The organism is Pseudoalteromonas apostichopi (assembly GCF_030297135.1).
GTDB lineage: Bacteria > Pseudomonadota > Gammaproteobacteria > Enterobacterales > Alteromonadaceae > Pseudoalteromonas > Pseudoalteromonas apostichopi.
The window spans coordinates 3,384,151-3,397,682 of sequence record NZ_AP028065.1 but is presented as its reverse complement, the minus strand read 5'-3'; the positions used below and the strand labels follow the sequence as shown (position 1 = coordinate 3,397,682).

Here is a 13,532-nt window from a genome sequence, read left to right as displayed (position 1 = left end):
ATGTTTTTCAATTCTTTTGCATCAAGTCCACGACAACAAATTAACCGGACACGGAGATAACAATGCAGACAAAGAACACACAAAGTAATGCGCTTCCACTTTCTCATAGTTATTATAAAGGTTGCACAGACAGTCCTTTGATAGATAAAACAATCGGGCAGTATCTTGATGATATTGTCGACAATTACCCAGAACACCCCGCTATAGTGGTTCATCATCAACAGATCCGTTTAACTTATAAACAATATCAACATCAGATTAATCAGCTTGCCATGGGGTTGTTAGCTATCGGTGTTAAACCTGGTGACCGTGTAGGCATTTGGTCACCTAATAATATTGAATGGTGCTTAACCCAATTTGCCACAGCCAAGATTGGGGCAATAATGGTATGTATTAACCCTGCGTACCGACCAAACGAGTTAAAATACGCTCTGAACAGTGTTGAATGTTCAACACTTATCACAGCAAGTGAGTTTAAAGCGAGTAATTATATTAGCATGCTCAATGAACTAGCGCCTGAGCTTAGTAATTCAGAACCTGGTGAATTAAATTTAAGCGCTCTACCACATTTAAAAAACATAATTCGAATTGGTAACGAGCCAGCACCTGGGATGTTTAGTTTTAACGATATTATGCAACGCGCTACAGATGCCCATAAGCTAGAGCTTGATGCAATTGCTGCCACTTTGCATTGTGACCAAGATATCAATATTCAATTTACTTCTGGTACCACAGGTAATCCAAAAGGAGCTACTTTATCGCATAAAAACATCTTGAATAATGGTTTTTTAATGGCACAAGCGATGAAACTTACTCATATGGATAAACTTTGTATACCTGTGCCCCTTTATCATTGCTTTGGTATGGTGCTTGGTAATTTAGTATGTATAAGTAAAGGTGCCACCGCGGTTTTCCCTGGTGATTCATTTGATCCTAAAACAACCCTTGAAGTGGTTGAAAAAGAACGTTGCACTGGTTTACATGGTGTACCGACCATGTTTATTGCCGAGTTAGAACTCAAAGAATTCGCAAACTACGATTTATCTAGCCTACGCACAGGTGTTATGGCCGGTTCTACGTGTCCTGAACAAGTAATGCGTAAAGTTCATACTTTGATGCATATGACAGAAGTGGTAATTGGCTATGGTCAAACTGAATGTAGCCCTATCAATAATGTTACAGAAACCGATTCACCACTAGAAAAACAAGTGACCACGGTAGGCCGTGCATTAGCACATACTGAAGTTAAAATCATCGACGAATTAGGCGACGTACAAAAAGTAGGTATACCCGGTGAAGTATGTAGCCGTGGCGCAGGCATTATGCGTTGTTATTGGAACGACGAAGAAAAAACTAACGCAACTATCGATAAAGAAGGCTGGTTACATTCTGGTGATCTAGGTGTAATGGATAAAGATGGATTTGTTGCAATAGTTGGTCGTATCAAAGACATGATTATCCGCGGTGGCGAAAACATATACCCAAGAGAAATTGAAGAGGTTCTGTATACCTACCCCGGCATTCAAGATGCAGCAATTTTTGGTATTAGCGATGAAAAATATGGTGAAGAAGTCTGCGCTTGGATACAACCCAAAGATGATGCAGTGCTAGATGAAAATGCCATTCGCGAATTTTTAAAAGACAAACTTGCCTATTTCAAAGTACCAAAATACATTCGCTTTGTTGAAGAATACCCAATGACAGTGACTGGTAAACTACAAAAATTCAAAATGCGCGAACAAATGCAAGAACTCCTCAGCGAAAAAGCTTTTTCGTAATCATTTGCTTGCAAAATACAACCTAATTTCAGCCAAGCTCAGCAACGCCTGAGCTTTTTAAATTTATTATGACTCCTAAATTATGAAAAGATATTTAGAAAAAGATATTTAGACACCCATTTTAATTCTAAAGAGGAAACTCAACTCTATTTCTAAAGAATAAATTTAAAAAGATAAATTTAAAAAAGACACCCAACTTAATGCGAATTTAAAAAAGACACCCAACTTAATATTTCTCACTTCTCAAAATTATGACTAAACTTAAAATGTTCAACTCATGGAGGAGAAGAGCATGGCAACACCACGGAAGAACTTAATTAGCCTTTCAAACACACCTTATTACCACTGTATTTCACGTTGCGTTCGCCGCGCTTATTTATGTGGAAAAGACCCACTTACTGGTCGCTCTTATGAGCACCGGCGCGATTGGGTTGAAACGAAATTACTTCAGCTTGGCAATATATTTTGTATTGATATTTGTGCTTATGCTGTTATGAGCAATCACACTCATTTGGTACTCCATGTTAATTTAGAAAAATCTAAGCGATTAAATAATAAAGCTATTCTTATAAGATGGCACAAGTTGTTTAAAAGCTCTTTTTTATGTCAGCGGTATTTAAGTGGTGAATTACTTACACAGGCGGAGCTCGCAGCTCTAAATGCTCGAATTAATATTTATCGAGAAAGGCTAAGCAGTAATAGTTGGTTTATGCGAGTTCTTAATGAAGGTATTGCTCGAAAGGCCAATAAAGAAGATGGTTGCAAAGGGCGATTTTGGGAAGGCCGTTTCAAATCACAAGCTTTGCTAGATGAAGCTGCGCTTGCTGCTTGTCTTGCTTATGTTGACTTAAACCCGATTAGAGCCAAAGCAGCTGATTTACCAGAAAAGTCCGACTACACAAGTATTAAAATGCGAATTCAATCATCTGAAACAGGTAAGCAACCGAAAGCACTCATGCGCTTTGCTGGTGAGCAACATAAACGTACACCTAAAGGTCTGCCATTTGACCTAAAAACATACCTGCAACTCGTTGATTGGACTGGCCGCTCTATACGAAATAATAAACCAGGTAAAATACCTGATGAAGCGGCCCCAATTATAGAAAGGTTAAATATAAGTGCTAGCAACTGGCTTTCACTCACGACCTCATTTACACGTTCATTTAAAAATGCAGCTGGTAAAGAGCAAGCAATTACAGCTCATGCAATACACATGCAAAGAAAACGAAGAAGCTCAATAGCTAATAGCCAAGCTTTGTTTTGCTAAATTCTAAAACTATACAATCACTTCTTTTATTTCTCTATTTTTATAAATCGTAAATGTCTACGTTTTGAATTTTATTTTAGCTAGAATTAATAACTAATACTTAAATTCAAATAGTGAAAAAGAACTAAATATCATTTGTATATATAATGTGCTCAACCAAAGGCTGTGACAACCTACTTTTTACATAAGTAAAAGTGGGTGTCTTTTTATATTTCATTTTATATTACTAAAAAGAATATTTTTTAATTATGAAGCATTACACAACACCTTGTTTTAACATTGCATCTGCAACTCTTTCAAACCCCGCTATATTCGCACCAAGTACAAGGTCGTATTCATTAGAATACTGTTTAGCTGTCGATGAAATAGTATCAAAAATTGACTTCATAACTTGCTGAAGCTTTTCATCAACTTGTTTCGGCCGCCATTTTTGCATACTTGCATTTTGAGCCATCTCAAATTGGCTCGTGGCAACACCGCCCGCATTTGCTGCTTTGCTTGGTCCTAAAAAGACATTGTGCTTTTTAAATACTTTAAGCGCATCGACTGTGGTTGGCATGTTTGCGCCCTCACACACGATCAAACAGTTATTTTCTACAAGTGTTAAAGCATCTTTTTCGGTAATTTCATTTTGTGTTGCACACGGAAGTGCAATGTCGGCTTCATATTGCCATACTTGATGACCTTCACTAGGGTATTGATTAACAGGCGTAAATTCAGCATCTTTATGCTTGTTCAAATAATCCCTAAGCTCAGCTCCTTTTTCTTTCTTTAAATGCTTAACTAATTTCACGTCAAGCCCATCCTTGCAATACAGTGTACCTTTTGAATCGCTACAACTTAGTATTATTGCATCATATTCATCGAGTTTTTCCATCAGATATAGCGCAACATTACCAGCTCCAGACATTAAACACCTCTTCCCCCTTAAGGACTCACCTTTAGCATCTAGCATTGCACTCAAGAAATAAACGATACCATAGCCAGTTGCTTCTGTTCTTAAAGCTGAACCACCCATAATTTCTGATTTTCCGGTAAGTACACCTTGAAATTGATTAGTGATGCGTTTGTATTGACCAAATAAGTAACCTATTTCTTTAGTGCCAACACCAATATCGCCGGCAGGAACATCTGTATTTGCACCAATGTGACGATAAAGCTCTGTCATGTATGACTGGCAAAAACGCATAATTTCATTATCACTTTTACCTTTTGGATCAAAGTCAGCACCACCTTTGGCTCCTCCTAAAGGTAAATCTGTCAGTGAATTCTTTAAAACTTGCTCAAAGCCTAAAAATTTAACCACACTTTGATTAACACTCGGATGGAAACGCAAGCCACCTTTATATGGACCTAGGGTCGAGCTAAATTCAATTCTAAAACCACGGTTAACGTGGACTTGGCCATTGTCATCAAGCCAAGGTACCCTAAAAACTACCTGTCTTTCAGGCTCAACTAATCGCTCTAATATAGCATGTTCTCGATATTCACTATTAGCTTCAACTACCTGACTAATTGATGTCAACACTTCTTCAACAGCTTGATAAAACTCTTGTTCGTTTGGGTTAGACTCTTTTACCGTTTGCAGTACCTCTTCTATATATTCCATATCAAAATCCTATTTTAAGCTGTTGAAAATAATCGGTCTCTTAAAATTAAACTTAAAAAAACATAATATCGTTCACTTATTTTAGCGAATACTAAACACGGATGGTTGCCTATCATCATACTGCCAATAAAAACGTAGAGGCTCATTTTGAGAGTCATAAAACCACACTTCAGCCACCAGCTGTATCGCATTGTTTGCAAGCATCACACTAGATAACAATTTGCTTTGTTTTAATGGAGCACGCAGTAAGCACTGGCTGTAATCTGCTCTGTTATCATCACCTTTTAGACAAATATTTACATACGCTCTGCTATCACCCATGTTTAAATCAACATCTACGCTTAGTTCCATTTTGCTACTTAAATCAAATTCCGGTTCAATCATTAAGTCCGCCATTGTCTCTGTTTCTACACTTATATCTGTTCCAGTTGTTTCAGTAGCTGTACTTGTGGTGGGTGTCTGTATAGCACTTTCAGTCTTAATTGATGAGTTGCTTTCGCCACCACCACATGCAGACAACATTAGGCTAAAAGTTATTAAAGTATAATATTTCATGATTATTCTCCTCGTAAAATAACATTTGCCAGCTTTGCACTATTAAACCAAAGTGTGCTTTCACGCCCAGATGACTCTGCAAATATTTTGAATTCGCTGTAAGCTAATGTTATATCAACTTTCTCTTTTGGATGTGCCCACTCAGCTCCAACCTCAATAGCCCAAGGTAAACCGGTAGGTGATTGAAAGTAATATCCAAATAGGTTATTTGATGCATCATCACTTTCAGGGTAATTAAAAAAGCTTTGGTCAAACTTTTCTGTCGGTGCTTGATTTTTTAAATGAACTTCCCAACTTCTTGGGTCTTTTCCACTTAAAAATTGCCCATGGCTGAAACCAGCTGCTCCAAATATAAAAGGATCTAAAGTGTATTTCGGTGCATTTACTGAAGAAACACCGGTATTTAAAGAAACGCTCAAGGTAAAACCAACTTTACTACTGGTATAGCAACCATTCTCAGTACGAAAGAAACTGCACCCGCTTTGACTGCTTACATACGACCAAGTATCTGGCATTATAATGAGAATGGCATCATCAACACCTTCTTCTAACACGGTGTGTGTCTGCACTTCATTATTAATAATTAAACTAATCTCGCTCTCATTTACTTGGTTTCGTAATATTCGCTTTAAACTTCCACCTGAGGACTGAGCTAATCTAACAGCAAAACCGTTATGGTAACTTGCGCCTATTCCTACTAATTCTCCTTCAATCTTATAACCAAGCGCTTGGCCATCTTTCTCTATTAACTTTGTACGATAATTAACAACTAAATCATTAAAATCATAATCACCGGCAAATGGCCATTGATCTTCATAAGCAAGGGTTACCCAGCCATTTTCACTTGGGTATACTAAGCTACCATATGTTGTTACTGGATAATCTTCTACCTCGCCACCTGTTACCCCACCACTGGCTGTAATTGGGCTTAACTCACTGCCATCGGTCACACGAAAACGAGCCCATGTAGCCCCCATTACAGCATCACTAGGTACATCGACTAGTACACTATTATCACCTTGATTTAAGCGATATTTACTCACTGTAATTTCATCAGAGTCAAACTGGAAGTTTTGATCCCAATCAAACCAAGCATATAAATAACCATTATCATTAGGGGCTGTTACTATTACCTGACTAGTAGAGCCAGCAACGAAATCAGTTACAAACTTAACGCCATCATCAGAGCTATCGACCGGAGATGCCTGTAAATCTGCTTCTATGTTGATATTTTCACCATCAACATATGCGCCTAGATAAATCAAATTTGATTGGTCTTCATTAGGGTCAAACAAATGACGGGCACCACTATCAGCAAGTACTGTTTTATATGGCATGGGTGCATCGCCAAAGTCTATTGAATTATCAGTTACTTTTACTTCTGCGATAGCGCAGCGTGCACCATCATTTTGGTTTGAAGTAGGCCCCAAAGTAAATACTGAAGCGGTCGGTGTATAACCATCTACAGGGCTTTTACCTAAATCTACTTTATGGATTTTACCACTGCGGTTATTACTAAAATAAAACTGGCCTTGTACATCAAAATAACTGGCACCATTTGCACCGGTATCGCCGGCTATGTCGAGGTTTGCGACAAAAGTGGGTGTCTTATTATCTAAATCTATCTCATATAAGTCGCCATTTGACTCAACCGCATATAAAAGATTGCTATGAGGATGAAACGCAAAATCATAAATAGCTAAACCCCAATTAGCTGAGTCCGCTACTAATTCTGCTTGATACGCATCAGATGGTTCTGTTAAATCTATACCAAACAAGCCAAATTTTGGGTGATATAGATAATAAATAGCCTGATTAGTTTCACTATTTACCTGAATATCACCAACATAAAAGTTGGTGTCTGGTAGTCCATTTACATTTAACCGCTCTAATATGTATTCGTCACCAATTCGCACAACACTTTTCGGGGATTGTTTACTAAAGCCATACATATATTGGTCTTTATAATTAAAGCCAACCGCATTGACACTTTCGTTGTTAGCTTCTGAAGTAAAATTGAGTGTTGCAGCTAGCACTGTAGATTTAGCAGATACTAGGTCAACGCCAAACATTTGCGCGGGTTTTCCCTGAATCAAAAATGCTTTACTTGGGCACTGCTGAAATGGTGCTGCACTTACGAAGCCCGTTGCAAGTGCGAATAGTAGATAAACGGTTATGTTACTTTTCATAATGACACTCTCCTGTGGATGTGTAATCATTTAAAGCAGCAACTATTCCAAAAAATAAATACTTTTATAACAATATCTTATGAACGAGCAATCCAAATTACTTGCAAGATGCGAGAAGGATAATTGCAAAATGCAACTCTTTTTGTCACATAAGCGAATCATCCCCACTTAAAAGAATGGCATGCTAAACTAATGCGGAATAAATTTATAATAAACCGCACTATGAAACTTAAAACCTCTTACCTTCTGTTTTGTATCTTATACCTCAGCAGTGCTTTTGCATCAACGCTGCAAAGCAACATTGATGAAGCCAGTACAATCAGCGACTATCAAAAACGTTATGAGTATTTAATAAGTATTGATAAGCACCTTATCGAAACTGCCAGCCTTGCAGATCAAATAAGCTTTAATGTTAGATTGATACACGTTTATATACACTTAGGAAAGTTTCAACAAGCGCAAACTATTTTTGATGAACTTGAATCCATGCCCCAATACAAAAACGACTCCCCTATTTATAGCGAGTTGTATCTAGCTAAAGCGCGATTGGCATACAGACAAAATGACTTAGAGACCGCTATTCAACTGTCTCAACAAAATGTTGCCCTTTTTCAGCGTTTGCAATTTACTGATTATGAGATTGATGCCGTGGCGAGCCTTGTTAGTGCTTATCATAATTCTGGAAAGTACCAAGCAGCCTTGACCCTTTTAGAGACGTACATTCACAACGATAAACGCGAATTAACATTAAAACAAAAAGAGATGCTATACCAAGGTTACTCTCGTAACCTTGAACAGTTAGATCGTTTGACCCTTGCTCTCGAATATAAATTAAAACGTCGAGAAGTAATTCAGAAAATGTCGCCGTCTATTTCACTGCAAGCTGGTATAAGTTATTCAATTGCGCAAAGTTATTTAGATTTAGAACAATTCGAAAAAGCAAAAGGCGAATTTAACACAGCCTTATATTTTGATAAGCAAACTGGAGCTCTTTCTGATATCGGACATAGTCTTGTTAAGCTATCACAATGTGAATATGGGCTAAAAAACTACACTTCAGCACTGGATTACGCTAAACAAGCACAACAAGTGTTTGCGAGTTATAACAGCACTCGAAATTCTGCCTGGGCAAACCATAATATTGCTATAAATTTGCTAAAAATGGATAACCTAGAACAAGCATTAGCAATTGAAGAACAAGTGATCACTGAGCTAAAACATGACGATCACTTATATATAGATGTGTTACTCACATTAGCAAAACTATATATTGGCTCTACTGAACTTAATCAAGCTAAACATTATGCAGAGCAAGCCTACCAATTAAGTAAAACCAAGAATAAACAACAAAAACAAATCATTGCCCTTGAGCATCTGACAACAGTGGCAGAAAAACAAACAGATTATCAACAGGCATTTTTATATCAAAAAACGATTACTGAGCTTGAAAAAGGTTTTGCCCGTAACAACTACAATCAACGTTTAGCTGAGCTGCAAAACTCCATTGCTATGCGCGACCGCGACTTGGCTATTCAAGATTTAAAGCTCCAAGATAATGAAAAAAGCCAAGCTATTGCCTCTCAGCGCCAAACTATCCTATATAGTATTTTAATATTTAGCTTGCTTTTAGCTGTAATGGGCATCGCATTATTAAGAGTGAGACAGAGAAAACAACTCATTGAACAGCGTCGAAATTATCTAGATAAACAAATTAGTCAACGTAGTAAGTTATTATCACAAGTTGCTCACGAGCTAAGTGGTCCACTAACGGGTTTACGCTTACACCTTGAAACCCTTCAAGCAGGCCTAACTCAATTTAATGAGCTCACTTACGAAAAGCTCAACCAAAAAATCACCGACATGGCTACTTTAGTCAGTGATTTAAATAAAATATCACTACTTGAACAAAATAGCTTTCAGCTCAACCTAACAAAAATTAATGCTACAGAGTATTTCCAAAGCTTACACGCAGATATGATTATTCAACTTGATAAGTTTGAAGTTGGGTTCACACAAAATATAACGGAAGAATTAACACTAGAATGTGATGCAACAAGGCTTTCACAATTATTTGCAAACTTAATCAGTAATTCGATTAAGTACACGCAGCAGCCTGGGAAAATTAATTTTACGATTAGCCAAAACCAAACACGGTTATTAATCTGCTATGAAGATTCAGCCCCTGGCGTCAGCGACGAGAGTTTAGCAAAGATTTTTGACCATCTTTATAGAGTGCCAGACTTAAAAACAGTGAAACAATCAGGTTCAGGAATTGGGCTTGCGATTGTAAAACAAATTGTCGAAGCCCATAACTGGCGTATTATGGCAGCTCATAGCGAACTGGGTGGTGTTCGCTATGACTTAACTATTCCTATTTAGTTATTTGTTTGGCCATTCGAATGCGCCAACATCACCAGGAAATACAACCGGTGATTCAATACCATCTTTGTTCACAGCAGCAACACCAAAATAGTAGTTATCTATCACGACATTTTTCAGTGTTGCTTCTGTTACTTTGCCAACATCACGGCTAAATTGCCATTGTGGTTCGCTGGTATAACGCCAATAGATTTTATAACTAACCACCGTTGGATCATCACTTTCATCCCACGCTAAGGTTGTACTTGGCTTTACAGCACCTGAAATACTAACGCCCGTTGGCGGTGCTGGAGCCCACGCTATTGAAGCCATAGTCACCGCATTTAGTGAAGTTAATTTCGCTGCATAGGCAAAATCAACATGGTCAATGGTGTCACCATAGGTAATACCATTTTCAGTACGTAAGTCTTGATGCTGTTGGTTGTAGTTTTCGTTGGTTTCCATAATACGCACAGCCGCAAAGCCAACATCGTTAAATGGACGATGATGCCCTCCTCGACCAAAACGATCGAGTCGATATATCAACATGGTATCTAGGTTCTCAATGTAGCGGTCTGCGATTGTATCTATGTAACGCGCAAGGTTACGACTTGCAGAGTCAACTTCCCCCCCCGTAAAACGGCGTTTATGGGCTTGCTCTTTTGTTTCTATAACGCGAGTACCTTCAGAGAAGATACGTGCAGTTGTGTTATCTGTTACCCCATTAATGCCCGTTGAGTTACCAATCATGTCGTTGTTTAAAACACCATGAACACGCCAATTATGATCTTGAGCGTATTTAGCTAAAATTTTGCCGCCAAACAAGCCTTGCTCTTCACCAGATAAAGCTGCATAAACAATTGAGCCATTAAATTTATACTTTGATAAAACTCGCGCCGATTCCAGCACGCCAGCCACACCAGATGCATTATCGTTAGCCCCTGGCGCATCTGAGGTATAGTCCATTACATCAGAGGCTCTCGAATCAATATCACCCGACATCATAACCATGCGATTAGCATCAACTTGACCGCGCTGAATAGCCACAATATTGACAACTTCAACCGGGTTTGGAATACGCTTTTCACCGGAAATAGTGTCTTTTACTTCAATGATTTCTAGGCAGTTACCACAAGCTTTAGAAATCGCCTCAAACTCAGACTTGATCCAACGTCTTGCAGCACCAATACCACGCGTATCTGATTTCGTCTCAGAGAGAGTATGGCGAGTGCCAAAGTCAACCAGCGTTTGAATATCTTGCTCTATACGTGTTTTAGAAACGGCACTTGCAATTTCATGCAAAGCTTGTTGTTCTTTATATTGAGGTGTTGTGGCATGAGCCGCCGCTACCAATAACAGTGATGAGCTAAAAAAAGCACTATTTGTTATTATTTTACGCTTAAACATAGTTTCACTCCTTCAATGAATCATTCAAGGCTAACTAATATTTCATTTCGTGCAATAGTTATGAGTTAGAAAACAAATTATTAGGTTGAAACCATATACCTACTGTAGTTTATGATACGCTAACCTGTGTTTTTAGCGCCGGGTAACTTTATTCCATCATTATAAAAAACCATACGATTCCCCCCTTCATTCTTTGCTTTGTACATGGCTTTATCGGCACACTGAATTAAATATTCAGCATCACCATAATGTTCAGGAAACAGCACGGCACCAATACTGGGTGAGTAGGTAAGCTCCGCATCATTGTAAACTAAAGGCTGACATATCTCCGCTATTAGCTCATCAACGATTTTAATAACATCACTTTTGTGTTTAATGCTATTGAGAATAACCACAAACTCATCGCCGCCTAAGCGCCCTACACTGTCTTCCTTTCTCAAAACATGACGAATGCGCATTGCAATCGTTTTTAATAGTTTGTCGCCAGCGCCATGGCCATGAACATCATTAACTTGCTTAAAACCATCTATATCGATAAAAAGTACTGCAATCACTGTTGAAATAGTATTTGCAATTGATAATGACTCTTCAAGTTGGGTAGTTAAATAACTACGATTAGGAAGATCGGTGAGGGGGTCGTGTCCCGCCATATATATCAGTTTTTGTTCGAGATTTTTTTGCTCTGTTATGTCATAAGCGATAGCCACTCTGACTTGTTTTTCTTTTGACCAATAGACAGACCACAATACATGAACCACTCTGCCATCTTTCCTTACCCAACGATTTTCAAATCGTGGATGCTGATCATTGACCACAATTTGGTTTATGGCATTAATAGTTTTGGCCCTGTCCTCTGGGTAAACAAAGTCCAGCATATTCCTATCTATAGCTTCTTCTGGTGTGTATCCGAAGATTGTTTCAAAGGCAGGATTAGTAAACAATAACGTACCTTTGGCATCAACTACGCATACAGCATCGAGTAATAAATCAATAATATCTGACAAATAATCTGAGGTATCTCTGTTCATACGCAACTTTTAGGCTTGGTCTACACTGATTATAGACGAAACCAAGCAAGTTACTGAAAGTTTAGCTCTTAGTTGGATATAACTTTTTGCAAAGCCAAGCTGAAATAGCACTGAATACTGCGATACCCGCAAAGTCAGCAATTAAATCGATAAAATCTAATGTTCTCGATTCGACAAAATACTGGCTTAGCTCTTCTAAAATCACAAACGTACTAACAATCAACACAGCTAAATAGATAGGTCGTCCCCCTACAGCCATTGTCTTAAATTTAAAGGCAAGGTTGATAAATAACGTGAGTAGACCAAATAAGCAAAAATGCCCCAACTTATCACCGTAAGGAATGACTGCAACGAGATCAAAAAATACCGACTTTTGTCCGGTATTAGCAAGGTAAATAACCCAACCTATAAAACCAAAAAAGCCTATGGCAATTATCACAAGAATACGTTGAAACATCCTTTATGGCGCCATATGAGAGGTTAAAAATAAAAATTGATAGGCAATTACTTTATTCCAATAGTGCCAGTCATGAATGCCTGGGCGTTCAATATAATCATGGCGAATACGCAGGTCTAACATAGCTTGATGTAGTGCTCTGTTTTGCTCTATAAAAAAATCACCTACACCAATATCAAGCATAATCGGTAAGGTATCAGCCCCCTTTTTCCATGCCGTATTGCCTGCAGCAATTTTATGAAGGTTATTAATAATGGCTATGCTATCCCATTTTTCTTTGTTTTCAGCGTAACTGCCGAGTACTTTTGCAAGGTCAAACTCTGCACTAAACGGCCTAACATCGACCCCCGCAGACATCCCTGATACTGCAGCAAACCGTGCTTGGTTATTGATAGCAATATGCAACGCGCCAAACCCTCCCATCGATAAGCCTGTGATTGCACGCCCACTTTTAGACCGATTGGTCGAATAGGTTGAGTCTATATAATTGACTAAATCTTCAGCGATGTAAGTCTCGTATTGCGAACTTTTGTCGATATCTGAATCTAGATACCAAGAGCCATAGTTACCATCAGGATTAACAATGATAACATCATATTGATCTGCTAGTTTTTCTATATCTGTAAGCTTTGTCCAATCACTATGATTGCCACTGTAGCCATGTAAGACATATATAACATTGTATTTTTTTGATTCTTGATAGCCATCCGGTATCGTCACCGTCACAGGTTTTTCTATGGCTGTTTTTTTACCTTTAAACGTATAGGTGTCGGTTTGATAAGCATAAAGCGGTAAGCTGAAAATGATCGATAACGTACAGAGAAACTTTTTCATCATAATTCCTTTTTCTTATTATATTTTCATTTATACGACTAGATGTAAAT

10 protein-coding genes are annotated in these 13,532 nt (G+C 38.2%); 3 read left to right on the top strand and 7 right to left on the bottom strand.

Annotated elements, in window-relative coordinates:
- The first annotated feature begins 62 nt into the window (after window positions 1-62).
- Together QUE86_RS15375 and QUE86_RS15370 are read left to right on the top strand one after the other, a co-directional pair.
- Window positions 63-1,778, top strand: a complete 1,716-nt coding sequence (locus QUE86_RS15375; protein WP_250661963.1) for an AMP-binding protein — start codon at window positions 63-65, stop codon at window positions 1,776-1,778.
- Window positions 1,779-2,070: 292 nt separating this feature from the next.
- Window positions 2,071-3,045 carry a transposase gene (locus tag QUE86_RS15370; RefSeq protein WP_286258261.1) on the top strand — a complete coding sequence of 325 codons (975 nt, stop codon included), beginning with the start codon at window positions 2,071-2,073 and terminating at the stop codon, window positions 3,043-3,045.
- A gap of 256 nt (window positions 3,046-3,301) precedes the next feature.
- Here the strand turns inward: QUE86_RS15370 and gdhA are convergent, their stop codons facing one another.
- From gdhA to QUE86_RS15355, 3 genes are all read right to left on the bottom strand, one after another.
- Window positions 3,302-4,654: an NADP-specific glutamate dehydrogenase gene (gene gdhA, locus QUE86_RS15365; RefSeq protein WP_286258259.1), complete on the bottom strand. Its 1,353-nt coding sequence runs from the start codon at window positions 4,652-4,654 to the stop codon at window positions 3,302-3,304.
- Window positions 4,655-4,735: 81 nt separating this feature from the next.
- On the bottom strand, window positions 4,736-5,209 hold the full coding sequence (locus QUE86_RS15360) for a hypothetical protein (RefSeq protein WP_178926924.1): 474 nt from the start codon (window positions 5,207-5,209) through the stop codon (window positions 4,736-4,738).
- Window positions 5,210-5,211: 2 nt separating this feature from the next.
- The gene (locus QUE86_RS15355) at window positions 5,212-7,398 is read right to left on the bottom strand and encodes an LruC domain-containing protein (protein WP_286258255.1); all 2,187 of its coding nucleotides are present in this window, start codon (window positions 7,396-7,398) and stop codon (window positions 5,212-5,214) included.
- Between the two features lie 222 nt (window positions 7,399-7,620).
- On the opposite strand from QUE86_RS15355, the gene QUE86_RS15350 reads away from it, so the two are divergent.
- Complete coding sequence (locus QUE86_RS15350; RefSeq protein WP_286258253.1) at window positions 7,621-9,777, top strand: ATP-binding protein; 2,157 nt, start codon at window positions 7,621-7,623, stop codon at window positions 9,775-9,777.
- Here the strand turns inward: QUE86_RS15350 and QUE86_RS15345 are convergent, their stop codons facing one another.
- The 4 genes from QUE86_RS15345 to QUE86_RS15330 form a co-directional block, all read right to left on the bottom strand.
- On the bottom strand, window positions 9,778-11,163 hold the full coding sequence (locus QUE86_RS15345; protein WP_130051579.1) for a M28 family peptidase: 1,386 nt from the start codon (window positions 11,161-11,163) through the stop codon (window positions 9,778-9,780).
- Between the two features lie 119 nt (window positions 11,164-11,282).
- Window positions 11,283-12,191: a diguanylate cyclase domain-containing protein gene (locus tag QUE86_RS15340; RefSeq protein ID WP_130051580.1), complete on the bottom strand. Its 909-nt coding sequence runs from the start codon at window positions 12,189-12,191 to the stop codon at window positions 11,283-11,285.
- A 61-nt stretch (window positions 12,192-12,252) separates the two neighbouring features.
- The gene (locus tag QUE86_RS15335; protein WP_256854440.1) at window positions 12,253-12,648 is read right to left on the bottom strand and encodes a VanZ family protein; all 396 of its coding nucleotides are present in this window, start codon (window positions 12,646-12,648) and stop codon (window positions 12,253-12,255) included.
- 3 nt (window positions 12,649-12,651) lie between these two features.
- Entirely contained in the window at window positions 12,652-13,482 is an 831-nt protein-coding gene (locus QUE86_RS15330) for an alpha/beta hydrolase (protein ID WP_256854441.1), read from the bottom strand.
- Window positions 13,483-13,532 lie beyond the last annotated feature (50 nt).